Source organism: Parafrankia sp. EUN1f, from assembly GCF_000177675.1.
GTDB lineage: Bacteria > Actinomycetota > Actinomycetes > Frankiales > Frankiaceae > Parafrankia.
In genome coordinates this window covers 1-24580 of sequence record NZ_ADGX01000129.1, presented here as the reverse complement: position 1 = coordinate 24580, position 24580 = coordinate 1, and the positions used below count along the sequence as shown (strand labels likewise).

At 73.1% G+C, this 24580-nt stretch carries 20 protein-coding genes and 1 pseudogene; 12 read left to right on the top strand and 9 right to left on the bottom strand.

The genetic code is table 11. The features are described from left to right. The 8 genes from FREUN1FDRAFT_RS28880 to FREUN1FDRAFT_RS28845 all read right to left on the bottom strand — a co-directional run. Positions 1-425: CoA ester lyase (locus FREUN1FDRAFT_RS28880; RefSeq protein WP_006543837.1), on the bottom strand; the 425-nt coding region annotated here is incomplete at its 3' end. 541 nt (positions 426-966) lie between these two features. Then, positions 967-2436: a class I adenylate-forming enzyme family protein gene (locus FREUN1FDRAFT_RS28875; protein WP_006543836.1), complete on the bottom strand. Its 1470-nt coding sequence runs from the start codon at positions 2434-2436 to the stop codon at positions 967-969. 166 nt (positions 2437-2602) lie between these two features. Further along, entirely contained in the window at positions 2603-3547 is a 945-nt protein-coding gene (locus FREUN1FDRAFT_RS28870) for an acyl-ACP desaturase (RefSeq protein WP_006543835.1), read from the bottom strand. Between the two features lie 20 nt (positions 3548-3567). Next, positions 3568-4479 (bottom strand): cyclopropane-fatty-acyl-phospholipid synthase family protein, encoded by a 912-nt coding sequence (locus FREUN1FDRAFT_RS28865; RefSeq protein WP_006543834.1) that lies wholly within the window; start codon positions 4477-4479, stop codon positions 3568-3570. Then, positions 4476-4742, bottom strand: coding sequence for an acyl carrier protein (locus FREUN1FDRAFT_RS28860; protein WP_006543833.1), 267 nt, complete (start codon positions 4740-4742; stop codon positions 4476-4478). Before FREUN1FDRAFT_RS28860 ends, FREUN1FDRAFT_RS28865 begins: the two co-directional genes overlap by 4 nt. Further along, positions 4742-5422, bottom strand: coding sequence for a PaaI family thioesterase (locus tag FREUN1FDRAFT_RS28855; RefSeq protein ID WP_006543832.1), 681 nt, complete (start codon positions 5420-5422; stop codon positions 4742-4744). Before FREUN1FDRAFT_RS28855 ends, FREUN1FDRAFT_RS28860 begins: the two co-directional genes overlap by 1 nt. Then, positions 5419-6207 carry a ferritin-like domain-containing protein gene (locus FREUN1FDRAFT_RS28850; RefSeq protein ID WP_006543831.1) on the bottom strand — a complete coding sequence of 263 codons (789 nt, stop codon included), beginning with the start codon at positions 6205-6207 and terminating at the stop codon, positions 5419-5421. The genes FREUN1FDRAFT_RS28855 and FREUN1FDRAFT_RS28850 overlap by 4 nt, the downstream gene beginning before the upstream one ends. Positions 6208-6356: 149 nt before the next feature. Beyond that, positions 6357-8096 (bottom strand): AMP-binding protein, encoded by a 1740-nt coding sequence (locus FREUN1FDRAFT_RS28845; RefSeq protein ID WP_083828848.1) that lies wholly within the window; start codon positions 8094-8096, stop codon positions 6357-6359. A 466-nt stretch (positions 8097-8562) separates the two neighbouring features. Here FREUN1FDRAFT_RS28845 and FREUN1FDRAFT_RS28840 point away from each other — a divergent pair, with 466 nt between their 5' ends. Then, positions 8563-9606, top strand: coding sequence for a LysR family transcriptional regulator (locus tag FREUN1FDRAFT_RS28840; protein ID WP_006543829.1), 1044 nt, complete (start codon positions 8563-8565; stop codon positions 9604-9606). Between the two features lie 35 nt (positions 9607-9641). Here the strand turns inward: FREUN1FDRAFT_RS28840 and FREUN1FDRAFT_RS48280 are convergent. Next, a pseudogene (locus FREUN1FDRAFT_RS48280) lies at positions 9642-9686 on the bottom strand (hypothetical protein); the annotation flags it as partial. Between FREUN1FDRAFT_RS48280 and FREUN1FDRAFT_RS46885 the strand changes: the two are divergent. From FREUN1FDRAFT_RS46885 to FREUN1FDRAFT_RS46880, 11 genes are all read left to right on the top strand, one after another. Next, the gene (locus FREUN1FDRAFT_RS46885; RefSeq protein ID WP_035954172.1) at positions 9679-9987 is read left to right on the top strand and encodes a hypothetical protein; all 309 of its coding nucleotides are present in this window, start codon (positions 9679-9681) and stop codon (positions 9985-9987) included. The pseudogene FREUN1FDRAFT_RS48280 and the gene FREUN1FDRAFT_RS46885 sit on opposite strands and share 8 nt — an antisense overlap. A 298-nt stretch (positions 9988-10285) precedes the next feature. Next, the gene (locus FREUN1FDRAFT_RS28830; RefSeq protein WP_232295467.1) at positions 10286-11221 is read left to right on the top strand and encodes an MBL fold metallo-hydrolase; all 936 of its coding nucleotides are present in this window, start codon (positions 10286-10288) and stop codon (positions 11219-11221) included. Continuing rightward, complete coding sequence (locus tag FREUN1FDRAFT_RS28825; protein WP_006543826.1) at positions 11214-11948, top strand: HAD-IA family hydrolase; 735 nt, start codon at positions 11214-11216, stop codon at positions 11946-11948. The genes FREUN1FDRAFT_RS28830 and FREUN1FDRAFT_RS28825 overlap by 8 nt, the downstream gene beginning before the upstream one ends. 240 nt (positions 11949-12188) lie before the next feature. After that, positions 12189-14177, top strand: coding sequence for a long-chain fatty acid--CoA ligase (locus FREUN1FDRAFT_RS28820; RefSeq protein WP_006543825.1), 1989 nt, complete (start codon positions 12189-12191; stop codon positions 14175-14177). Positions 14178-14234: 57 nt separating this feature from the next. Further along, on the top strand, positions 14235-15470 hold the full coding sequence (locus tag FREUN1FDRAFT_RS28815; protein ID WP_006543824.1) for an NAD(P)/FAD-dependent oxidoreductase: 1236 nt from the start codon (positions 14235-14237) through the stop codon (positions 15468-15470). Between the two features lie 40 nt (positions 15471-15510). After that, entirely contained in the window at positions 15511-16773 is a 1263-nt protein-coding gene (locus FREUN1FDRAFT_RS28810) for an acyl-CoA dehydrogenase family protein (protein WP_006543823.1), read from the top strand. Further along, positions 16770-17336 carry a YiiD C-terminal domain-containing protein gene (locus FREUN1FDRAFT_RS28805; RefSeq protein WP_006543822.1) on the top strand — a complete coding sequence of 189 codons (567 nt, stop codon included), beginning with the start codon at positions 16770-16772 and terminating at the stop codon, positions 17334-17336. Before FREUN1FDRAFT_RS28810 ends, FREUN1FDRAFT_RS28805 begins: the two co-directional genes overlap by 4 nt. Before the next feature lie 2 nt (positions 17337-17338). Then, complete coding sequence (locus FREUN1FDRAFT_RS28800; protein ID WP_006543821.1) at positions 17339-18316, top strand: alpha/beta fold hydrolase; 978 nt, start codon at positions 17339-17341, stop codon at positions 18314-18316. Further along, the gene (locus FREUN1FDRAFT_RS28795; protein ID WP_006543820.1) at positions 18313-18963 is read left to right on the top strand and encodes an SGNH/GDSL hydrolase family protein; all 651 of its coding nucleotides are present in this window, start codon (positions 18313-18315) and stop codon (positions 18961-18963) included. The genes FREUN1FDRAFT_RS28800 and FREUN1FDRAFT_RS28795 overlap by 4 nt, the downstream gene beginning before the upstream one ends. Positions 18964-19166: 203 nt before the next feature. Then, positions 19167-22985, top strand: coding sequence for a type I polyketide synthase (locus FREUN1FDRAFT_RS28790; protein WP_006543819.1), 3819 nt, complete (start codon positions 19167-19169; stop codon positions 22983-22985). Then, positions 22928-24580 (top strand): phosphopantetheine-binding protein (locus FREUN1FDRAFT_RS46880; protein ID WP_006543818.1); only part of this gene is annotated, 1653 nt, incomplete at its 3' end. The genes FREUN1FDRAFT_RS28790 and FREUN1FDRAFT_RS46880, both read left to right, overlap by 58 nt.

The following is a 24580-nucleotide window of genomic DNA, read 5'->3' as shown; positions in this document are numbered from 1 at the left end:
ACGTTCGACAGGCCCAGCGCGTTCTCGATCTGGGCCTCGATGCCGATCCGCCCGACCTCGAAGCCCATCACCTCCTCGATCTGCGTGAGCAGCAGGTCGAGCCACTGCACCTGTGCCGCGGTCTGCACCTTCGGCAGCATCACGCAGTCCAGGTTCGCGCCGGCGCCCTCGACGACCGTGACCACGTCGCGGTAGGTCCATTTGGTGGTCAGGTCGTTGACCCGCACCACGCGGGTCTTGCCCGCCCAGTCGCCCTCGTTCAGAGCGGCGACGACGTTGCCGCGCGCCGACTCCTTCGCGTCCGGGGCGACGGAATCCTCAAGATCGCAGAAGATCTGGTCGGCGGGAAGGCCCTGCGCCTTGCCCAGCATCTTCGGGTTCGAGCCAGGAACAGCCAGACATGACCGGCGAGCACGCAGAGGCATTCTTCTCGAAAACTCCTTCGTCGGGCCGGCCGGCCAGGGCGCCCGGATGCGGTTGGTCAGCCGGATGCGGTTGGTCAGCCGGAGCGCGGTTGGTCAGACCTGGTCAGGCGCATCAAGGCACGGCCGGCGTGGCGTGCGGGCCCCGCCACGGTAGTCGATGGGCCTTACAGCGTCCTGCCGGGTCGGCGCCTCGGGGAACGCTCCACACAAAATCTCAGACCCACACGCGGCGTCGTGGTGGTGTGCCTGTCGTCACACCGCCACACCGGAGCGATCCCGACGCCCGCGAACAGTGCCGACACCCAGCGACACCCGCGAATTTCGGAACGGCCCGTCTCCCTTTCGAGTGCGCGCCGCCCGCGGACCGCGAGCGGTTCACCCGCACCATTTGCCCGCCCGATGAGACGAGAAAAGGCGACACCCGACTGTCACATCGTGGTGGCGCCTTTCCTGCCTGTTCCCTCGGCTTCGCCGCATCCGGTCTCGTGTCCGCGGCCGCGGCCACGTCCCGCCGCGGAGGCGGACTCCCGGTCCGGATCGGTCAGCCGCCGCGCGCCTCCACGAGCGCGCCGCGGTTGACCTTCGTCGCCTCACTGCGCGGGATCACGTCCACGATTTCCACCGTTTTGGGTACTTTGTAGGCAGCAAGTCGACTCTTCGCGAAGGAGATGATCTCCGCGGAGGTCGGTGGTCGCGACGGGTCGACCGGCGCGATGACGGCGTGCACCCGCCGACCCCACTCGGGATCACGAAGCCCGATCACGACGACGTCGAGAACCTCGGGGTGATCGATGAGCGCCACCTCGACCTCGGCGGGGAAAACATTCGCGCCGCCCGATATGATCATGTCGACACGCCGGTCGACAAGGAAGAGATAGCCGTCGGAGTCCAGATAACCCAGATCTCCGACGGTCTCGAAACCGTGTCCGGTCTGCCGCAGCTGCGGCGCCTTTCCGAGGTAGGTGTAACCGCCGTAGCTCGCCTTCGGCGTACGCAGGAAGATCTCACCGATCTCACCCGCCGGCAGGGGATTCCCCGCGTCGTCGAGAATACTCACCTCGGTACCCCGCATACCGCGCCCGACGCTGCCCTGCCTGGTCATCCACTCGTCACCACGCAACGCCGTGATGCCGATTGCCTCGGTCATTCCATAGGCCATCAGAATGCGCTCGGCGCCGATCAGCTTCGCCCACCGGTGAACGAGCGACGGCGGCATCGGAGCCGCACCCTGCAGAATCCATTCCAGACTGGAGAGATCCCGCCCCTCGATGTCCGGGAGATCCGCGATGCGCTTGAGCATGGTCGGCGTCGCGGTGAAGGTGGTGACCCGGTAACGCTCGATCACGTCGACGATCCGAGCCGCGTCGAACTTCTCCATCACCACGAGCCGGTCCCCACCGAGCAGGCTGTAGAGGGTGGAGAAGCCGTTGGCGTGGTACATCGGCGCCAGCACCAGAATGACCTGCGGCCGGGGCACCGGGTCGTCGGCCCGCCACAGGTCGATGAACGGTGTGGTGAAGCGTGCGTCGAACACGGCCGGCCGGGTGTTGAGGATGACCTTCGGCGTGCCGGTCGAGCCGCTGCTGCAGATCCCGTTCGTCTGCGGCGAGGTCGCGTCGGGCAGGTCCGGGACGTCCAGGTCGGCCGTGGCGTCGATCCAGGGGAGGTCGGCCGGCCCCAGATGCACGGGGGCGCCGACCGTCTCGCGCAGCCGGGAGAGCTCCCAGTCCGGCAGGTCCCAGCGGATCGGCACCGGCACCGCGCCGAGCTTCCAGGCAGCCAGCGCGCTGAGCGCGAACTGCGGCGAGTTGCGTAACCCGAGCCCCAGCAGGTCGCCGCCGCCCAGCCCCCGCCCCGCCAGGGCCCCCGCGAGCTGACTGGAGCGTCGGTCCAGGTCAGACCAGGTCAGGACGGGCTCCGAGCCGTCCAGTGCGATGTGTCGCAAGGCCGGCTCGTCCGGATGTTCCTCGGCGAGCTGGCGAATTCGCCGGGCGTAGCTGACGTCGTCCACCGCGTGTCCCTCCGTCGGTCCCACCGTCGGTTTCGTCGGGGCACCCACGGAGGGACGATGTGGAAACCGGAAGCAAACCTAACCGTTTCCGATGTTCGGCGGAAGTGTCACACAACGGCGGCCGGCGGCGCGGTCCCGCCGCGGCCGTCCGATCACGCGGTCGCGCTCAGGCTGACGCGGTCGCGCCCGAACGGCAGCTGGCGACGAACCTGGTCAGCTCCTCGACCCGGTCGGAACGCGCGTCCACCGCGCGGTTGATGATCCGGATCAGATGGTCGTAGGCGTCGGTGTGGTCATAACGGGCGGTGTCGGCGATCTGCAGTGCCCAGCGCCAGTAGCCGCGCATCGTGTCGGCCAGCGGCATCCGGAACCGCGCGATCACCTCACGGATCGGCTCCACCACGGCGTCGCCGTGGGTACGCAGGTAGCGCTCGATGACGTCCGCCATGAAGGTGAAGTGCCGGGCCTCGTCCCGGCTGAGCCGGGCGAGCAGCCTGCCCAGCACTGGGTCGCCGACGACGGCACGCAGCTGCTGGTAGTAGAGCTGGGTCGCCTTCTCCTGTACGAGCGCGTAGGCGAACAGCGACACCGCGTCGTCGTGCGGCAGCTCGAAGGGCTTGCGCCCCTCCAGCGCCAGCTCGTGGCGCAGCGCGTCCGCCTCGGCGATGCCGGCCGCCGTCTGGTAGCGGAACAGCGCGCGGGCGTGGCTGTCCTCCTCCACCGCCCAGCGGACCGTGAAGTGGTACAGCTCGCGGTGGTGGGTGAACTCGGCCGGATCCACGTCCGCGGTGAGCGGGAACCGGCGGGTGTAGACGGCGAAATAGCCCGGCAGATGGTCCTCGATCAGGGTCACGAAGCGGACGGCGGAACGCTGGCCGTCGGTGAGCCGGTCGGCGTCCGCGGCGGCCCAGTCGACGGCGGTCTCGACGTCCCACCGCCGTGCGGGGCTGGAGGCCAGATGGAAGTCGGTCACGGCCTGCGCGAGCTCGCCCGGGGCCAGGAACGGCCCCCGCACCGGGCCGCGCAGGACCGGCCCGCCTGCCGGGGTACCGCTCACTGCCGGTGTACCGGTCACCGCGGGGGCGCTGGTCATCGTCGGTGTACTGGTCATCGTCGGTGTGCTCCCGATCCTCAGCGCGACTTCTGGCAGACCAGCGCGTAGTGCTTCGTGGTGAAGCCCCAGCCGGCGTTGGCGACCTGCAGGTACCGGGTCAGCAGCGCGGCCGTGCCCGGCCGGATCGCGTCTATGCGGCCCGCGTTCGCGGCGACGTTCGCCAGCCAGTCCTCGATCGTGCGCCGGTAGTCCTCGGTCAGGTCGTCGACCGACCGGATCGAGAACCCGGCGTCCTCGGCCGCCCTGACCAGCTCGGACAGCGGGCGCATGTCGCCCCATCCGAAGATCGAGTTACGGACGAACTCGGTGCCCCCGCGGCGGTCGAACTCCGCGTGCGCGGCGCCGTTGCGGAAGCACGACTCGGACACGTAGAGCCGGCCGCCACGGCGCAGCGCAGCGCGCGCCCGGCGGAACACCAGGTCCAGATCGGGCATGTGCACGATCGAGCCGAGCAGGGACACCGCGTCGAAGGACGCGGGCTCCACGTCGAAGGTCTCGAAATGGCCCTGACGGGTCCGCACCAGGTCGGACACGCCCAGTTCGGCGGCGCGGTCGGCGATGTAGGCGTGCTGGCGGCCCGCCGGGCTCACCCCGACCGCGTGACAGCCCAGCTCACGCGCGAGATGCAGGACGACCGAACCCCAGCCGCAGCCGACGTCCAGCGTCCGCTCACCGCCGCGCAGCGCCAGCCGGTCGGCGACGAAGCGCAGCTTGGCGAGCTGGGCCTCCTCCAGCGTCACCCCGTCCGCCCGGTACAGGCCGCTGGAGTACTTGCGGCGGGAGTCCAGGAACAGGCCGAAGATCTCCGGGTCGAGGTCGTAGTGCTGGTTGGTGTCCGCGATGGAGGCCGGGTCCGCGGTGGGTGCCGCAGCGACGGTCGCCGGCGGGGTCACGGTCGGTGCCGCGGCGCCGGTGGAGGTGACGGTCACGCCGCGGCCCCCTCGGCGAGGGCACGCTCGACGACCTCGGTCACCTCGCGGACCGTGGTCACCGTGAAGACGGTCTCGTCATCGAGCTCGATGTCGTAGGCCCGCTCGATGCGGGCGATCATGCGCAGCACCTTCACCGAGTCGGCGCCGGCGACCGACCGCAGGTCGAGGTCCGGATCGATCGTGCCCGGGGCGGTCGCGAGCTCGGCGGCGACGATGCCGGTGATGGTCGAGAGCACCGACTCGGCGGCGGTCGTGGACATCAGGACTCCTCGGATGCGGGGACGTTCGGGAGCTGGCCGCCGCGCGGCTCGTCACCCACCGGCTGGTCAGCCAGCGGCCGACCGGTGGCGTCCGCGGTCGCGGCCAGGACGCGGGCGAGGCGCCCGGCGGCGTCGTCACTGATCTGGATGCGGTCGCGGGCCGCCTCCAGGGCCACCGGCCGGTAGGTCGCGCGGGCGGTGGCGACGACGGTGCCCGCGGCGTCGACGACATCAGCCTCGGTGTTGATCAGAGTGGAGCCGTCCGCGCCCGGGATGATCCGGGCCCGGCACTCGTGCACGGCTCCGACCAGCACCGGCGCCAGGAAGCGCACCCGCATCGCCGTGGTGAAGGCGGGCTGGCCGACCCGCAGCACGATGAGGTTGCCCATGGTCTCGTCGCAGATCACGCCGAGCAGCCCGCCGTGGACGACTCCGGGGTAGGACTCGTGTGTCGGGCCGAGCTGGAAGGTGGTCGAGATGCCGTCGGGCCGCTCCCGGAAGCGCAGCCGCAGGCCGTGCGCGTTGTGCGGTGAGCACCCGAAGCACTGGTAGTCCTCCAGGACGGTCCACGGCGTCCGCAGGTGCCCGTCGTCAGCGGCCGCGCCCCCGAGCACGTCGGCCAGCGGCTTCCCGGACGTCCCCGCGGGCGCGGTGCGCGTGTCCTCGGTCGACGCGGTCACCCGAGCACCTCGGCGAGCTCGCGCCGGACCCGCGCGTTGGTGGCCAGGTCGAGGCCGGTCATCGCGCCGAACGCCCGGCGGATCTTGTCCTGCAGGTGGGCGAGCTCCCCCTCGGTGGCGACCTGGGAGAGGAAGAACTCGAAGCCTGTGTCGATGGTGTCGTGGTCGCGCAGGGCCTCCAGCTCACCCTTGAAGACCCCGACCGGATGCTTGATGCGCTGCTCGGCGGTGTACACGAACAGCGTCTCCAGCACCGAGGCCAGCTCGTCGGGGTGCTCGGCGAGGCGCCGCCGGGTGTAGTGGATGAACTCGCGGGCGTGCGCGGCCTCGTCGAGGCTGGCGTTGGTCATGATCGTGCGCAGTACCGGCTCCTGGACCCAGCCGGCGACCGCGCGGTAGACGTGGTTGACCGTGAGCTCGGAGATGATGTTGGTGGCGAGCGTAGCCGCCGGTGTCGTGCCGGGCGCGTAGGGCTCGCGCATCGCCGCGATCGGCGCGGCCGACACCGGCTCGCCGACGACGTCCAGCCAGGCCCGGAACGCGAAGTGGTGCTGCAGCTCCTGGTAGCCCCACAGGGCGACGAAGGCGGAGAAGTCGTAGTCATGGACGAACTCGTCGAAGAATCCGTGCTGGGCGGCGATCGAGTTCGCCTCGCCCATCACCGCGCCGCGCGCGATCCGGATGTACTCGGGGCGGACGTCCTGCGGCCGCACCTCGTCGAAGGGGATGTCGGCGAGCCGCCACACCTGGCGCTCATAGTGGCGGAACACGTCGTAGCTGTGCATGTGCCAGCACCTGCCTGGGACGGAGACGGGGGCCCCGGACGCGCCGGCCCGTGCGGGCCGCGGCGCGGGCCGCGGTCGGGAAGGGACATCGTGGATGGTCGGATGGGATGACAGCCCGGCCCTGCCACCCGGTCGGGCCGGCTGCCCGCTCACGCCACAGGGACCGCGTCGCGGGCGGCGAGACGTTGGAACTTCCCACTGGACGTCCGCGGCAGGGCGTCGGGGCCGACGAGGTGGACGGCGATCTCGGCGAGGCCCAGTGCGGCACCGACCGCGGTGCGGATGCCGGTGGTGAGCAGGTCACGCGCGGCGTCGTCCTCCAGCGCCGTCTCGGCCAGCACGGTCATCGCCTCGGTTCCGTCGGGGGCGATGTCGGCGTAGGCGACGCAGCGCCGGCGGTGGACCCCGGGAACGTCGCGGGCGGCATCCTCGGCGTCGTGCGGGTAGTAGTTCACCCCCCGCACGATGATCATCTCCTTGGCCCGGCCGGTGACGAACAGCTCACCGTCCCGCAGCAGGCCGAGGTCGCCGGTGCGCAGCCAGCCGTCCGCGGTGAAGGCGTCGGCGGGTACCGCGCCGGACTCGGTGAGGTAGCCGCCGGTGACCGCCTCGCCGCGGATCTGGATCTCGCCGACCTGGTCGTCGGGAGCCGGCCCGGTGGCGCCGGGGGAGGTGCCGGTGACGCGCACGTTCATCGCGCGCACCGGCCGGCCCACGCCGACCAGCCCGCGGGCGGCCGGATCGTCCGGCGGGACGTCGACGGCGATCCCCCGCCTCGCGAGCAGATCACGGTCGACCCAGCGCGAGACCGGCGCCCGGCCGCGCGGCGGGAAGGTCACCGCCAGGGTCGCCTCCGCCATGCCGTAGACGGGCATCATCGCCGCCGGCGAGAACCCCGCCGGGCCGAAGATCGCCAGGAAGCGGTCGACGGACGCGGGGGACACCGGCTCCGCCCCGTTGAACGCGACCCGCCAGCCGCTCAGGTCGAGCCCGGCCTGGACGGGCGCGGGGACGGCGTCGGCGAGGTAGTCGTACGCGAAGTTCGGCATCGGCGCGATGCTCCCGCCCCGGCGCAGGAAGTCGGTGAGCCAGCCGGCCGGATCCTTCACGAAACCCGCCGGGGACCAGACCGTCATCGGCATTCCGGTGAGAATTCCGGCGAGGGTGCCGAACAGCCCCATGTCATGAAACAGCGGCAGCCAGATTCCGCCGCCGTCGTTCTCGGTGAGCCCGACGCCGTCAATGATCGCGGCGAGCCCGGCGAGGATGTTGTGGTGGGTCAGCAGGACGCCTTTCGGCGCGGCGGTGCTGCCCGAGGTGAACTGGACCAGCGCCGGTGCGCCGGGGGGCACCTCGTCCGGCAGAGGGCCACCCGCGTCCGCGTCCGCGCCGGCGTCGGCGGACGCCGTGTATTCGGTGACGGTGACGACCCGGACGGCGCCGGCGTCGAACGCCGCGGCGAACCGGCTGGCCAGCCGGGCGGTGCGCCCGCCCACCAGGACCAGGCCGATGTCGGCGACGGCTGCCGCCCGAGCCAGCCGCGCCGCGTACCCGGTCAGGTCCCGGGTCGAGGTCGGCAGCGGAAGCGGGCAGGTCACGGCGCCGGCCCGGCTCACCCCGGCCAGCGCGACCAGGAAGTCGGGGGCGTTCTCGCTGAGCAGGCCGACCCGCGCGCCGGGCCGTACCCCGCCGCGCGCCAGCGCCGCGGCGAGGGCGTCGCCGCGCTCGACCAGCTCCCGGTAGGACAGCGAGTCGCCCGAGGACGGGAAGTCGATCCGGACGGCGGGGCGGCGGGCCGCCACGGCCGCCAGCGCCCCGTGCACGCTGCCGGCGGCGAGCGCGGCGGCGGCAGTCGTGTCCGGCACCACCTCGTCCAGGGATACCCGCATGACCACCGGCGTCCTCTCGTCGAAACACCTCGCCCGGCTGCCGCGCCATGCGGCTTTCTCCGCGTGACACCGGCCACCGTGCGCCTGATTTCTCCGCGTACCGTCCGCGGGCCGTACCCGTTCCCTGGAAATGCTTGCCCGCCGCTCACCCACCGGTCAAACACGATTTCTCGACCGCAATTGGCCCATCGGCGCCGCTAATCGTCCGCATCCCGGGCGAAGCGGCAACGGATGCTGCCGCACGCCGGTCGCGGATTCCGCCGGCAGGCAATGCACGGAGGTGTGAACGCGTACATGGCAGGCCCGCGCGGGAGCGCGGCGGCACCCGGCGGGTCGCGGCCGGCGAAGACCGCCCGGCCGGCCGGCGCGACTGCCCGCCATGTTCCCGTTCCGCCGTCCACATGTGCGCGTTACCGGTGGTTAGCGCTCGCCGGTAACGTGGTCTGCGCTCACCGGGAGGACGGCCATGGAGCTGCGATATCTCACGTCATTCCTGGCCATCGCCGAAGAACTTCATTTCGGCCGGGCGGCGGCCCGGCTGCACCTCGCTCAGCCGTCGCTGAGTCAGCAGCTGCAGCGGCTCGAGCGCGACATCGGCGTCGAGCTGGTCTCGCGCAGCTCCCATGAGGTGAAGCTGACCGCGGCCGGCCGGGCCTTCGAGGTCGAGGCCAGGAGGCTGCTGGACGCGACCCGCCGCGCCGTGACCGTCGCCCGGGAGGCGGCGTCCGGGCGCACCGGAATGATCAGCATCGGGTTCAACTATCCGGCCGGCCAGCGGGTGCTGCAGCCGACGCTGCTGCGGCTGGCCGCCGACTATCCCGGTGTGTCGACCACCCTGTGGGAGGCGCGCAGCGGTCCGCAGCTGTCCGCGCTGACAGAGGGCCGCCTCGACGTCGCTCTGGTCTTCGCCGGGCCGCCGTCGGCGCAGCTGCGCTCCCAGCGGGTCGCGACAATACCGCTGGTCGCGGTCGTCAGCCGCCGCCACCCCTGGGCGACCCGCAGCGAGGTCCCGTTCCGCGAGCTGGCCGACCAGCCCTGCGTGCTGTTCCGCCGGGAGCAGAGTCCCGCCATGCACGACGCCATCCTCGCCGCGGCCGACCGCTGCGGCATCGCGCTGACGATCTCCGACGAGGTGGACGACTCAGGCGCCACCGGAATCGTGGTCACCACCAGGCCGGTCGTCGGCTTCGCCTCCGCGGCCCGCGGGGCGCACCCGCCCGGCCACGGGCTGTCCGCGGTGCGTCTGGTCGACCCGGTCCCGACGGTGGGGATGTACGCGGTGTGGCGCCCCGACCCGCAGCCGGTCGTGGGCGCCTTCCTGGACTGCCTGGAGGCGGCCGGGCCCTTCTCCGAGCAGGCCGCCGATCACGGTTCGGCCCGTGCCGGCACGGCGCCATCCCCCACCGCGTCATCCAGGGCGGCGCCAACCGCCACGGCGCCGTCCGGGGCGGCGCCAACCCGTACCGCACCGTCCGGGGCGGTGCCATCCGCGCGTGCGCCGCGGGCGTAGCGCGCCGGCGTGACCCCGAAGGCGTCGCGAAACGCCGCCGTGAACGAGCTCGGATTGCTGTAACCGCAGGCGATGGCCACCGCCGCGTCCGGGCTGGCGCTGGCCGCGACTCTGGGTGGTGGCCCGGCGGTCGGGCACGGGTGTGGGCACGGCCGCACCGACGCCCGACCGCCCGCGCCCGTTCCTGCTGCTCACCGCGGTCGAGATCGTCCGGTCGGTGCTGCTGTTCGGCGTCAGCGGCCGGGAACCGCCTCCGGGGTCACTCTCGGCCTCGCCGTCAGCGCCGGTGGGTTCGCGGCGCCCGCCCTCGGTGCGATCGCCGACACGCACGGTATCTCGGCCCCGTTCACCGTCCTGTGCTTCGTCCGGCGCTGGCGGTAGCCATGTGCGTGTTCCTGCCCGAACCGGCCCGGCGCGGCGCCGCGTTTCGCGATTGACATTCTGAATAGTTCGTTCGGCATTCCTGTGTTGCCGATGATCCGGTGGGCGCGGAACATCGCTCAAACGGTCGGATTCGCGTGATCGCCGAGGCTGGCCGGCCCGCTCCTGTCCCAGGTCGCTCCGCCGCCCAGGTCGGTGCGACCGGGCCGGTGCCCGCCGCGGTGAACGTGCCGACCGCGGTCGCCGCCCACGACAGCGTTGTTCGCTCCGGACGCTGTCCAACAGAATGGACACGGACATGCAGTTGACGGTCCTCGGATGCCGGTCGGGAATGCCCGGCGCCGGCCAGTGCAGTTCCAGCTATCTGGTGGAGAGCGAAAAGGCTCGCCTGTTGCTGGACTGCGGCCCCGGGGCCGCGACCGCGCTCAGCACGATCACGCATCCGGACCAGCTCGACGCCGTCGTCATCAGCCACCTGCATCTGGACCACTGCTACGACCTGCTTCCCCTCGGGAAGACGCTGCTCGCCGGATACGGGCAGTTCGCCGACCTGTTCCCGACGCTGCCGTCGCTGGCCCAGCGCGTCGAGCGTGCCCCGGTGCCGCTGTACGTCCCGGCGGGCGGACGGGAGCGGCTGACGGCGCTGGCGGCGCTGTTCCCGGTCGCGACGATCCCACGGCTGGACCGCGCGTTCGAAGTCGCCTTCGACGTCCGCGAGTACGCGCCGGGGGACGTCTTCGAGGTCGGCGACACCACCGTGAGCCTGCATGAGCTGCGCCATTCTTTGCCCAACTGCGGAACCCGCATCGACAGCGGAACCGGCAGCTTCGCCTACACCGGCGACACCGGGGTGACGGCGGATCTCGTCCCGTTCGCCCGTGACGTCGACCTGCTGCTCGCCGAGGCGACGCTGGAGCTCACCGACACCACGGGCCACGGCCACCTCAGCGCCGCCGACGCCGCCACCGTGGCCGCCGCGGCCGGGGTGGACCAGCTCGTCCTCACCCATTTCGTGACCGCGGAACGGGCCTGGCTCGCCGCCCGCAAGGCGGACGCGGAGCGTGTCTTCGCCGGTCCGGTCCATCTGGCCGCCCCCGCGGCCCGCTTCACGACGAGAGACCCCGACGTGCTCGTGCCCATCCCCCCGGGCACGGAGCTGGCAGGTGCCGAGCTGGCGGGTGCCGGGCGGGCAGGTGCCGAGCTGTCAGGTACGGAGCTGGCGCCCCGTGGTTGAACCGTTCAGCACGGCGCCCACCGCGCCGCGGCGACACCGGACGCCCGGCGCCGCTGCGGCCCTGACCGTGCGCGCACCGCGCAACGCGCCGTCGGTCCGGGCCCTGTGGTGCGACTACGGCGGTGTCCTGACCTCCCCCGTCGCCGACGCGCTCACCCAGGTCGCGGCGGCCGCCGAGGTCCCCGCGCCGGACCTGATGGCGGCGATCCGCCAGGTCGCCGAGCCGTTCGGCGGCACCCTGATCGAGCCGCTCGAGCTGGGCATCCTGCCGCAGCGGGAATGGGGGCTGCGGGTGACGGCGGCGCTCGCGCCCCGCTGGACGCCGCGCATCGACCTGACCCGCTTCGGCGACCACTGGTACGTCGGCCGGACCGTCAGCACGGAGCTGTTCACGCTGCTGGAGCGGGTACGCGACCAGGGCGTGCGGGTCGGAATGCTCACGAACAGCGTCCGTGAATGGGAGCCGCACCGGCGGGCCCTCGCGCCGGATGTCGACCCGTTCGAGGTGACGGTCAACTCGTTCGAGGTGGGCCTGCGCAAGCCGGATCCGGCGATCTTCCGACTGGCCGAATCGATCTTCCGCGTGCCGCCGGAATCCTGCCTGCTCATCGACGACCTCGGCGCCAACTGCGCCGCGGCCCGGGTGCTTGGCTGGCAGACGATCGAACACACCACCGTCGCAGACACCCTCGACCTGGTGCACCGGTTGGTTTTCGAGCGGCACTGAAACCAGTTTTCAATCCTTTTCCACCCCCGACCATGGACCGCGAGATGAAGAGGGCGGACCGCCCGCGAGACCGATAAATTGTTTCCATCGATCCATCGCATTCGATCACACTCCGACGATTGATGTCGTTTACGGATCGTTCGCCACAATCGCATTGCCAACCGCGGCGCACCGTTCGAGACTGAGTCCGGCAAATCCACCAGGAATTCCCCGGAACTCGTCACGGAACAGGTGGTCGGTGTGTCGCAGTACACCCTGGGAGCGGGCCTCGTCCTTCCTGAGGACCGTGGCCTCTACTCCCTCGTCGACGACCGGGTACGGGTCACCCCCGAACTGGTTGTCCTGAGCCGCCCGGCGGCATCGGGCTGGCAGGACATCACCTACCGCGAGCTCGACGCCCACGCACGCCGGGTCGCGGCGGTCCTGCTGCACTGGGGAGTCGGCGCGGGCGACCGCGTCGGCATCCTGGGCCGCACCAGCTACGAGTGGGTGGTGGCCGACCTCGCGGTGCTTGCGATCGGCGCGATCACCGTCCCGATCTTCCCGACCGCCTCCGCGGCCCAGATCGCCCACATCGTCGCCGATTCCGGGATGACGTGGTGCTTCGCCGAGACACCGGAGCACCAGGAGCTGGTGGCCGGCGCGGCGGCGGGCGCACTGCGGGCGGCCCCCTGGCCGCTGGCGGACCTCGACAGCCTGACGGCATCCGACGACACCGCCCGCGCCGACGGCGAGGTGCCGGCCGCGGGCGACGGTGGCGCCGGCGAGTTCGAGCGGCGCCGCGACGCCGTCCGCGCGGACTCGATCGCGACGATCGTCTACACCAGCGGAACCACCGGGATGCCCAAGGGCTGCATTCTCACCCACGGCAACCTGTTCGCGTCCAGCGCGAACACGGTCGAGCACACCGGCGGGCTGTTCCGCGTGTGGCCTCCGGAGCACACCGTCGGCACCGGTGCCGACGGAAACGGCGCGGACGACAGCGATGTCGTGACCGAGCAGGCCGCGACGCTGCTCTGCCTGCCGCTGGCGCACGTGTTCGGACGCACCATCCTGGTCGCCTGCCTGTACGCCGGGACCAGGACCGGGCTGCTCTCGGCCGTCACCGACCTGCTGCCCGCCATGGCCGGTTTCCGACCGACCGTGCTGGCGCTGGTCCCGTACGGGCTGGAGAAGATCCGCAAGGGCCTGCGGGCAGCCGTCGACGCCGACACCGAGCTCGCCGCGGTCGCCGCGGGGCTGGCACAGGTCGGCACCGGCACCGATGAGCCTGGCGGCCGCCCGGACGAAGCCCTGCTCGCCCGGGTCGGCGCCGTGTTCGGTGGGCGGCTGACGCACGTGATCAGCGGCGGCGCGTCGCTGGACAGCACGACCGCGGCCTACTACCGCGGGCTCGGCGTGCACATCCTCAACTGCTACGGCCTGACCGAGGCCGCGACCGCCGTGACGGTCAACCAGCCCGAGACCAACCGGGTCGGCACCGTCGGCCAGCCCATCCCGGGAACGACAGTGGGCATCGCACCGGACGGCGAGGTGCTGGTCGCGGGCCCGAACGTCTCCCCCGGCTACTGGCGGACCGGCCAAGACCCTCTGAAGGCAGACACAGACCCCCTGAAGGCAGGAACAGACCCCCTGAAGGCAGGAACAGACCCGCTGACCGCCGGCGCCGCCGCGCAGGACGGCACCGACGCCGCGCCCCGCTGGCTGTACACCGGCGACCTGGGCCGGCTCGACGCCGACGGTTACCTCGTCATCACCGGCCGGCGCAAGGAGATCCTGGTCACCAGCGGTGGCAAGAACGTCACGCCGACCCTGCTCGAGGACCGGATGCGGTTGCACCCGCTGGTCGCCGACTGCATGGTCGTCGGCGAGGGCCGCCCGTTCGTCGCCGCGCTGGTGACGCTGGAGCCGGCGGTGCTGGCGAAGCTGGCCGCCGAAGCCGGCCTCGACCTCGGCGCCGACCGCTGGTGGGAGCATCCCGCCGTGGCGGAGCGGCTGCGCGACGCGGTCGACGACACGAACAGCCTGGTCTCCCGCGCCGAGTCGATCCGGCGCATCCGGGTGCTGCCGACCCAGTTCACCATCGCCGACGGCCATCTGACGCCCTCGATGAAGCTGCGCCGCGCACAGATCGAGGCCGCGTTCGCCGCCGAGATCGACGAGCTCTACACCACCGCCCCCGAGCCGGCCGGCCCGGCGCCGACCGAACCGGCAACCTCCGCCGCCTGACCAGAGCCAAGGCCCCCAGTCCTGTTCCACCCGCCTGTACGACGGGAGTTCCCAAGGATGTACGACGTCATCGTGGTCGGTGCCCGCTGCGCCGGATCGCCGCTGGCCATGCTGCTGGCCCGCCAGGGCCACCGGGTCCTGGTCGTGGACCGGTCGACCTTCCCCAGCGACACCGTGTCGACCCACTACATGCACCAGACGGGGCTGGCCCGGCTGCGTGACTGGGGCCTGCTGGACCGGCTGATCGCCACCGGGGTGCCGCCGATCCGCAACCTGACCTTCTACTACACCGGCATGCTCGTCGAGGGCTTCGCCGACCCGATCGAGGGCATCGACGCGGTGTACTGCCCGCGGCGCACCGTCCTGGACAAGCTGCTGGTCGACGCCGCCCGCGAGGCCGGCGCCGAGGTGATCGAAGGCTTCACGGTCACCGACCTGCTGTTCGACGCCGGTCGGGTGACCGGCATCCGCGGGCAGGTCGGCGACGGGCCCGAGCAGGAGTTCCGCTCCGCCTTCGTGGTCGGCGCGGACGGGCGGACGTCCACCGTGGCGGACAAGGTCGGCGCCGACTTCTACAAGGTCGTGCCGGCGGAGGGTTTCATCTACTACTCGTACTTCGAGGGCCTGGACTGGGCGATGCAGCACCGGACCGGCCTCGGCGAGCAGCAGTTCGGCACCTGGCCGACGAACGACGGCCAGCACCTGCTGTCGATCATCCGGCCGCGCGCGGCGTTCAGCGAGTTCCGCGCCGACGTCGAGGGCAGCTTCCAGGCGATCTTCGACAACGTGCTGCCGGAGCTCGGCGAGGACCTGCGGGCCCGGGGCCGGCGGGTGGAGGAGTTCCGCCCGATGCGCTACCCGGACAACTACTACCGGCGGTCGAACGGGCCCGGCTGGGCGCTGGTCGGCGACGCCGGCTACCACAAGGACCCGTTCACCGGCTGGGGCATCACCGACGCCTTCCTGCAGGCGCAGCTGCTGGCCGACCGTCTGCACGCGGGCCTGGCCGGCGAGCGGACGCTCGACGACGCCGCCGCCGAGTACGTCAAGATCCGCGACGAGGAGAGCCACGGCACGTTCGAGCTGACCTGCACGCTGTCCAAGCTCGTCCTGCCGCCCTTCCTGGACTCGGTCTTCAACGCCACCGCGGCCAGCCCCCGGTACATCAAGAAGTTCTTCGCCATGATCGCCGGCGGCGCCGACGGCCACGACTTCTTCGAGCGGGAGAGCCTCGCCGAGCTGTACGAGGAGGTCGGGACGCCGGCCGACAAGCGCCTGCTGCCGGCCGCCTGAGCCCGAGCCCGAGCCCAGACACCCAGGAGGCGTCCCCCCGATGACCACCGCCCCGGCCACGCGTCCACCCGCGCCCGCCGGCACGCCCGAGCCCGCCGGTTCGTCCCCACCCGCGGGCGACGTCGCCGAGCTCGCCCGGCGCACCCGTGCCTTCGTCGACGACCACGTCCTGCCCGTCGAGCGCGAGCTGGTCGTGGCGGGCCGGCACATGGACGACGACATCCGGGTCGACCTGCAGCGCGCCGCCCGCGCGGCCGGGGTGTTCGGGCCGCTCACCCCGGTCGGGCTCGGCGGGCTGGGCCTGTCCAACGCCGGCCTCGCCGAGGTGCTCGAGGCGGCCGGGCGCAGCCTGATCGGCCCGACCGCGGTCAACTGCGCCGCACCCGACGACGGCAACATGCACCTTCTCGCCGCGGTGTGCACCCAGGCGCAGGCCGAGCGTTACCTGCACCCGCTGCTGCGCGGTGAGACCCGCTCCTCGATCGCGCTCACCGAGCCCGCGCCCGGCGCCGGCTCGGACCCGTCGATGGTCCGCACCAGCGCCGTCCCGGTCGACGGCGGCTGGGTCATCGACGGGGCGAAGCACTTCATCACCGGTGCCGAGGGCGCCGCGTTCACCATCTGCATCGCCCGCACCGAGGGCGGCACCACCATGTTCCTGGTCGACCAGGACAACCCGGGCCTGCGGGTCGGGCGCCGCATGCCGACCCTGGACCACAGCGCCGCGGGCGGGCACTGCGAGGTCACCTTCGCCGACTGCTTCGTCCCGGACGACGCCGTCCTCGGTGACGTCGGCGCCGGCCTGCGCTACGCCCAGGTGCGCCTCGCCCCGTCCCGGCTGGCGTTCTGCATGGCCTGGCTGGGCCTGGCCGCACGGGCGCACGAGATGGCCGCCGCCTGGATCACCGGCCGCTCCTCGTTCGGCCAGCGGATCTCCGACCACGGCATGGCGCAGGCGCACGTCGCCGACAACGAGATCGACATCGCCGCCGCACGGGCGCTGGTGCGGTCGGTGGCGCGGGTCCTCGACGAGGAGGGCCTGGCCAGCTCCGCCGCCCGCCACGGCGCCGCGATCGCGAAGACGTTCGTCGCCGAGGCGGTGTGGCGGGTGCTCGACCGGGTGGTCCAGCTCTACGGCGGGCTCGGGATCTGCGAGGACCACCTGGTCGCCCGCTTCCTGGTCGAGGCCCGCGGGTTCCGCATCTACGAGGGCTCGTCCGAGGTCCTGCGTGCCTCGATCGCCCGCCGGGTGCTGCGCGCGCACAGCAGCCCGGCTCCCATCAACCCGGAGGAGGCCCGATGACATCGACATCCGCACCTGCCACGCCGCCCGCCACGCAGCAGGCCGGCGCCAGAGCCGGCGGATCCGGGCCGTTCTCCATCTTCGGCCCGGCGACGGCCGATCCGTCGGCACCGGACTTCGCGCGGATCTGCGAGATCGCCAACGCCATCGTGCCGTTCCGCCGGTTCGTGGGCATCGACATCACCCAGGTCGACCCCGACCACTCGGTCGTCGAGATCCCCGCCCGGCCCGACCTCACCAACCAGCTCGGCACCGTGCACGCGGGCGCGCTGTTCCTGGCCGCCGACCTCGCCGGGGCGGCCGCCGTCGCCGGGGCGATGGCGGCGCGGCTGAGCCGGTTCGAGAGCCTCGTCGTGCGCGACGCCCGCTCGTCCTTCCGCCGGCCCGCCCGCGGACGCATCCGGGCGATCGGCATGGTCGACGAGCGGGAGGCGCGCCGCGTCCTCGCCGGCACCGGGCCCGAGCGGTTCGACCTCGACGTCCGCGCCGTGCTCTACGACGACGACGACGTGATCGTGGCCCGCTTCGGCTTCGACTATGTCTGTGCGATCGGCGGTGACTGACCATGGCCACCACCGAGTCGACGGCGTCATCCCCGTCCCAGGCACCGGCGCAGGCTTCGGCGCAGGGCTCGTCCGCCGAGAAGGTGGCCGTGCCGGTCGGCGGCGGCGTCACACTGGGGCTGCGGATCATGGCCCAGGCCGACCCGGCCGTGCCCGTGGTCGCGCTGCTGCCCGCGATGGCGCTGAAGGCGAAGTTCTACGTGCCGCTGGCGAAGGCGCTGTTCGGCGCCGGCCTGTCGGTGGTGCTGTGTGACCAGCGCGGCTACGGCGACAGCACCCCCGGTCTGCGCGAGCAGCCGAACTTCGGCTACCGCGAGCTGATCGAGGTCGACGTCCCGGCGGTCGTCACCGCGATCCGCGCCCGCTTCCCCGAGGCACCGCTGTACCTGTTCGGCCACAGCCTCGGCGGGCAGCTCGCGCTGTTCCACGCGGCGTCCGCGCCGGCCGGTGTCGCCGGCATCATCACCATCGGCACCGGCACGCCCTACTGGCGGGCCTTCGGACGCCGCAACTGGCTCGAGGCCTACTGGAAGATCCAGACGATCGGCCTGGTCGCGCGCCTGCGCGGCCACTGGCCGGGCGGGATGCTCATCGGCGGCGCGATGTCCGGCCAGGTCATGGTCGACTGGGCGCGGCAGTCACGGACGAGCTGGTGCCGGCCGCGCGGCTCGTCGCGCCGCCACGACGACGCGCTGCGGGCACTGAGCCTGCCGGTGCTCGCGATCTCGCTGGACGACGACCGTCTCGGCCCCGCCTCGAACGTGGACTTCCTGTGCTCCCGGATGCCGGCGTCCCGGCTGACCCGCTGGCACGTCGTGGCGGCCTCGGGCGTCGAGAACCGGGACCACTTCGCGTGGATCAAGGACAGCGCGGTCATCGGGAAGGCCGCCGCGACCTGGATCACCAGCGGCCGGCTGCCCGCCGCGGCCACCGCGGGCTCCGGCACGGGCACGGGCCCGACCGACGGGGGTGACCGGTGACCCGGGCCCGGCTGACCGTGCTCGGCGACAGCTTCGCCGAGGGCCGCGGCGATCCGCGGCCGGACGGCTCGTACGGCGGCTGGGTGCCCCTGTTCGCCGACCTTTTCGCCGTCCCGCGCGGCGGCCACCGCAACCTCGGCACCCACCAGGCCACCACATCCGACATCCTGCACCGGCAGGTCCCGGCCGCCCTGGTCAACAAGGCCACCATGATCGGCTTCATCGGTGGTGTGAACGACCTGGTCAGCGACTACGACCCCGACCGCTTCGCGCGCAACCTGGAGGCGATCCTGCGCCGGCTCGCCGGCCCGGACACCGTCCTGTTCACCGCCACCTACCCCGACATCCCCGGCAACCTCGACATCCCCGCGCCGTTCCGGGCCCTGCTGCGCGACCGCTTCGCCCGCGCGAACGAGGACCTGACCCGGGCCGCCACGGCCGTCGGCGCGGTCTGCCTCGACATCGCGGCCGCGGCCGAATGGCGCGGGCCGGCGTTGTGGGACCCCGACGGGCTGCACCCGAACCCGCGCGGGCACCGCCACTTCGCCGACACCATGGCCGACTTCGTCGGCCTGCACACGGGCATGGCGCCGGTCGGGCGCGAACCCGTCGGCGCCGGCGCGGGGGCCGGCCTCCTGTCCTACTGACCCCTTCCCCCAGGCCCTGGCCTCCCGGCGCCGCCGGCCGCTGTGCCCGCCCGCCGCGCGGCCTGCCGCCGTGCCCTGTGCCGCCGGTGCCGCCGTCATCCCCTGGCGGCACCGGCCCACCGGCCTCGCGGCCCCTAGGCCCCGCGGCCTGGCGCGGCTGACCATCCAGCGCCCCGCCCCCACCACCTGATGAAAGGTTCATCGTGCGCGAGAGCGGACCGCCCCGGCGACTCGCCGACACACCCATCGCCATCGTCGGCATGGCGGGTCTCTTCCCGCATGCCCGTGACGTCCGTGAGTTCTGGCAGAACATCGTCGACGCACGGGACTGCATCGAGGACATCCCGGCCAGCCGCTGGAACATCGACGACTACTACGACGCCGATCCGACCCGGCCCGACCACACCTACTCCCGGCGTGGCGGCTTCGTCCCGGACGTCGACTTCGACCCGCTGGAGTTCGGCCTCCCGCCGAACCAGCTCGAGGTCACCAGCACCCTGCAGACCCTCAGCCTCGTCGTCGCCCGCGACCTGCTGCGCGACGCCGGCGCCACCGACTCCACCTGGTACGACGCCGAGACCACGGGCGTGGTCCTCGGGGTCACCGGGCCGGTGCCGCTCATGCATCCGCTCGGCGCCCGGCTCACCACCCCGGTGCTGCGTGAGGTCGTGCGCGCCTGCGGGCTGACCGAGGACGACGCCCAGGCGATCGCCACCCGCTACGCCGAGGCCTTCGCGCCCTGGGAGGAGAACTCCTTCCCCGGCCTGCTCGCCAACGTCACCGCCGGGCGTATCGCGAACCGCCTCGGCCTCGGCGGCATGAACTGCACCGTCGACGCCGCCTGCGCGGCGTCGCTGTCGGCGGTGCGGATGGCGATCGCCGAGCTTGTCGACGGCCGCTCCGACATGATGATCGCCGGCGGCGCCGACACCGAGAACTCGATCTTCGGATACATGTGCTTCAGCAAGACCCAGGCGCTGTCGAAGTCCGACCGCATCCGCCCGTTCGACGAGGGCGCCGACGGCACGCTGATCGGCGAGGGCGTCGGCATGATCGCCCTGCGCCGGCTGGCGGACGCCGAGCGCGACGGCAACCGGATCTACGCGGTCATCCGCGGGCTCGGCTCATCCAGCGACGGCCGTTCGAAGAGCATCTACGCCCCGCGGGCCGAGGGCCAGGAGCGCGCGCTGCGGCGCGCCTACGCGGACGCCGACTGCTCGCCGGCGTCCGTCGAGCTGTTCGAGGCCCACGCCACCGGCACCGCCGTCGGCGACCGCACCGAGCTGACCGCACTGGACGGCGTCCTGCGCGCCGCCGCCGGCGGCCAGGCCCACTTCGCCGCGATCGGCAGCGTCAAGTCGCAGATCGGCCACACCAAGGGCGCCGCGGGCACCGCCAGCCTGATGAAGCTGGCGCTCAGCCTCTACCAGAAGACGCTGCCCCCGACGATCAACGTCGAGCGCCCCAACGGCCCGCTCGCCGAGGACGCGACCCCGCTGTACGTGAACACGCGCACCCGGCCGTGGATCCGCGACCCGCACCGGCCGGTGCGCCGCGCCGCCGCCTCCGCGATGGGCTTCGGCGGGACGAACTTCCACGTCGTCCTGGAGGAGCACAGCGCGCTGCGCCCGGCGAACGGGATGGTGCACCGCACCGCCCGTGCCTGGGTGTGGCACGCCCCGGACCCGGCAGCGCTGCGCGCCGCGCTCGAGGCCGGCGCCGCCCCCACCGACGGCCCCATCCCCGCCGACCACGCCCGGGTCGGGTTCGTGACCCCGGCCGGCGACCCGGACGGCGCCGAGCCGCGCCGGATCGCGCTCGCCCAGCTCGCCGCGTCCCCCGACGCCGAACAGTGGACGCACCCCGCCGGGATTTACTACCGCCGCCGTGCCCTGGCGGACCTTCGCGTCGGCGCGCTGTTCGCCGGCCAGGGCAGCCAGTACCTGGAGATGGGCCTCGACGCCGTGCTCGGCGTGCCGACCGTCGGCCAGGCCCTCGACGACGCGAACGCCGTGTTCGACGGCGACGCGACCGCGCTGGCCGCGGTGATGTACCCGCCGCCGGTGTTCGACCCCGAGCTGCGCCAGGAGCAGGAGTCCCGGCTGCGGGCCACCCGGTACGCCCAGCCCGCCATCGGCGCGCTGTCGGTGGGCCAGTTCCGCTACCTCGCCGAGCTGGGCCTGGACTGCTCGGGCCACCTCGGCCACAGCTTCGGTGAGCTCACCGCCCTGTGGGCCGCCGGCGCGCTGACCGACGCCGACTTCTTCCGCCTCGCCCGCGCCCGCGGCGCCGCGATGGCCCCGCCCGACGCGCAGGCCTCCCCCACCGAGCCGGCGAGCTCCGATCCCGGGACGATGGCCGCCGTCCAGGCTGGCCGCGAGGAGATCGAGCGGATCCTCGCCGACTTCCCCGACGTGGTCGTCTGCAACCACAACGCCCCCGACCAGGTCGTCGTCGGCGGCGGCACCCAGGCTGTCGGCGAGGTGCTGGCCGAGTTGGCCCGGCGCGGCCTGACCGGGCGGCTGCTGCCCGTCTCCGCCGCGTTCCACACCCGCTACGTCGGGCACGCGGTGGAGCGGTTCGCCGCGGACCTGGCCTCCGTCGAGATCGGGGCTCCGACCGCGCCGGTGTACGCCAACACGGCCGGCGCGAGCTACGGCACCGAGCCGGCGGCGAACCGCGCGGTTCTCGGCGGCCAGCTGCTGGCACCCGTCGACTTCGTCGCCGGTGTCCGCGCGATGCGCGCCGACGGCTGCAACGTCTTCGTCGAGTTCGGCCCGAAGCAGGTGCTCGCCCAGCTCACCCGCCGCATCCTCGGCGACGAGCCGATCGCGGTCGTCTCCACGGACGGCGGCCCGCTGCGCGACGGCGACGTCATGCTCAAGCAGGCCGCCGTGCAGCTCGCGGTGCTGGGCCTCCCGATCACCGACATCAACCGGTACGACCCGGCCTCGCACGCCGAGGGCGGGCAGGCCGCCGCGCGCCGTGCCGCGATGACCATCACGCTCACCGGCGCCGAGTACATCCCCGACTCCCGCCGCGCGCTCTACAACGCCGGCCTCACCGACGGCTTCCGGGTCAGCGCACTGGCGACCCCGACCGCCGCCACACCGGCCGCGGACGCCGCCGCGGTCGCCGCCGTGACGCCGGCCACGCTCACCTCGGCGGCGCTGGCTCCGGCCACACTCACCCCCACCGCCAACGGCGCCCCCACCGCGAACGGCGGCTCCGTCCTCGGCGGCACGGCCACCACCAGCGCCAACGGCGACCTGTCGGCCGGCAGCCACGCGCCGGCGGTCGACGGCCCACCCGCCCCGAACGGTCTGGCCGTGACCGGCGCCGCCGCGGCGCCGGTGGGCGCCGCGGCGACGAGCCCGGTGGTGGCCGCAGGCACGGACCTGGACCCGGCGCTGGTGACCGAGGCAGTGAACCGGCACCTGGACCTGCACACCCGATACCTGGACGGTCAGCTGCAGATCACCGGGGAGCTGGTCGCCCTGCTGCGCTCAGGCGCGAGCACGGACCAGCCCGCCTGGATCCCTGCGGCCATCGAGCAGGTCGCCGAGCAGAGCCTCGCCGCCGGCCGCACCCACACCCGCGCCAACGAGGTGCTCGCCGCCCTCGCCGGCCTGCGGCTCCCGGCTCGGGAGGACCCATTCCTCCCAGCGCCCGCCCCGCCCCGGCCCCGGCTCTGCCGGTGGCCCCGATTCACGCGGCACCAGCCGGACTCACCCAGGCCGCGCCGGCCGGTTCGGCGGCCCCGGTGGTGCCCTGGATCCCCACCCAGGATTCCGGTGACGGCGCTGCCGTCGGCAACGGCAGCACCGCTGGCAACGGCAGTGCGAACGGCAACGGGTACCGGCCCGGGGCGCCGGCCCTCGGCGCAGGCGAGCCCGTCGGGACCGAGACCCCGGCGCGCCCTGCTGCCAGCGCGCCGGTCGCCGCGGGCCCCACGGTGGACGAGGTGCGCACCGCGCTCCTCGGTGTCGTCGCCGACCGCACCGGCTACCCCGCCGAAATGATCGACACCGGCATGGACCTCGAAGCCGACCTCGGCGTCGACTCCATCAAACGCGTCCAGATCCTCGGCGCCCTCCAGGAACACTTCCCCACCCTCCCCGCAGTCGGCCCCGAACGCCTCGCCGAAATGCGCACCCTCGACCACATCACCGACCACGTCCTCACCAGCCTCACCAGCGCGGCGAGCAGCACCTCCACCGCCAGCACGACCGGACCGGCCACCGCCACGGCGAACGGCACCGCCACCACCACCGTCTCCCCCGACGCCGTCCGCACCGCACTGCTCGGTGTCGTCGCCGACCGCACCGGCTACCCCGCCGAAATGATCGACACCGGCATGGACCTCGAAGCCGACCTCGGCGTCGACTCCATCAAACGCGTCCAGATCCTCGGCGCCCTCCAGGAACACTTCCCCACCCTCCCCGCAGTCGGCCCCGAACGCCTCGCCGAAATGCGCACCCTCGACCACATCACCGACCACGTCCTCACCAGCCTCACCGGGCCGATCGGGCCGTCCGCAGGCGCGCTCGACCCCGTGACACCGGCCGCGGCCGAGTCCCTCGATGCCGGGGCACCGCTGCCCCGGCGCCGGGTCGAGCTCGTGGCGACCGCCCCGGTCGACGTCCTGGACGACGCACCGTTCGGGTCGGACCCGGTCGCCGTCGTCGTCGACGCCTCGGCCACCGGCACGGACGCCGCGACGCTGGCCGCGCTGGACGAGGAGCTGGTGGGCCGAGGCTTCACGGTCCGCACGGTGCGGCTGCCGGCCGGCCCGCCCGCGGCCGCCGGCGGCACCGAGCCCGGCACCGACACCGCCGAGGAGCCGGCCGACCCGCTCGACGAATGGGACGCCGCCGCGGTCGAGAGCGCGCTCACCGACGCGTTCGGCGCGGTGGAGACCGCCGACCTGTGCCTCCTGCTGGTCGGCACGCCGGCCGGACCAGATGAAGGTTCCGGCTGGACGGACGGCATCCGCCGGCTCGCCGACGCCGTCCTGGTGGCCAAGCACGCCGCCGGACCGCTGCGCCGCGCGGCCGCGCGCGGCGACCGGGCCGCCTTCCTCACCATCACCCGCCTCGACGGTGGTCTGGGCCTTCGCGGCCCGGAGCCCGCGGTGCAACGCCTCGTCGGCGGGGTCTCCGGAGTGGTGAAGACCCTGGCCCGCGAGGAGACCTCGCTGTTCTGCCGGGCCCTGGACGTCGATCCCGCCGTGGCGCCCGCGGATCTGGCCCGGATCGCGCTGACCGAGCTGTGGGACGCGGCCGTCGACCTCCTCGAGGTCGGCGTCGACCCGGCCGGCACCCGCTGGACGGTCCGGCCCGGCCCCTTCGGCGCCAGCCCGGCCACGGCGACCGCCGACCGTGACCTGGAGACCGCGTCCATCGACGACGGCGAGGTCACCAAGCTGAGCCCGCAGGACACGGTGATCGTCACCGGGGGCGGGCGCGGGGTGACCGCCGACTGCGTGCGGGCGCTCGCGGCCCGTGTCCCGGCGCACTTCGTGCTGCTCGGCCGGACCGAGGCCGACGCCGATCCCGCCTGGGCGCAGGGCGTCGCCGACGCCGCCCTGCTCGGCGCCGCCGCCGCCGACCTGGCG

Bases quoted from the DNA above. Each gene is read 5' to 3' on its own strand.
- FREUN1FDRAFT_RS28845 (WP_083828848.1), bottom strand. From the start codon at position 8,096: ATGCGGGTATCCCTGGACGAGGTGGTGCCGGACACGACTGCCGCCGCC.
- FREUN1FDRAFT_RS28800 (WP_006543821.1), top strand. From the start codon at position 17,339: ATGGCCACCACCGAGTCGACGGCGTCATCCCCGTCCCAGGCACCGGCG.
- FREUN1FDRAFT_RS28840 (WP_006543829.1), top strand. From the start codon at position 8,563: ATGGAGCTGCGATATCTCACGTCATTCCTGGCCATCGCCGAAGAACTT.
- FREUN1FDRAFT_RS28815 (WP_006543824.1), top strand. From the start codon at position 14,235: ATGTACGACGTCATCGTGGTCGGTGCCCGCTGCGCCGGATCGCCGCTG.
- FREUN1FDRAFT_RS28850 (WP_006543831.1), bottom strand. From the start codon at position 6,207: ATGCACAGCTACGACGTGTTCCGCCACTATGAGCGCCAGGTGTGGCGG.
- FREUN1FDRAFT_RS28830 (WP_232295467.1), top strand. From the start codon at position 10,286: ATGCAGTTGACGGTCCTCGGATGCCGGTCGGGAATGCCCGGCGCCGGC.
- FREUN1FDRAFT_RS28810 (WP_006543823.1), top strand. From the start codon at position 15,511: ATGACCACCGCCCCGGCCACGCGTCCACCCGCGCCCGCCGGCACGCCC.
- FREUN1FDRAFT_RS28860 (WP_006543833.1), bottom strand. From the start codon at position 4,742: ATGTCCACGACCGCCGCCGAGTCGGTGCTCTCGACCATCACCGGCATC.
- FREUN1FDRAFT_RS46885 (WP_035954172.1), top strand. From the start codon at position 9,679: ATGGCCACCGCCGCGTCCGGGCTGGCGCTGGCCGCGACTCTGGGTGGT.
- FREUN1FDRAFT_RS28805 (WP_006543822.1), top strand. From the start codon at position 16,770: ATGACATCGACATCCGCACCTGCCACGCCGCCCGCCACGCAGCAGGCC.
- FREUN1FDRAFT_RS28870 (WP_006543835.1), bottom strand. From the start codon at position 3,547: ATGACCAGTACACCGACGATGACCAGCGCCCCCGCGGTGACCGGTACA.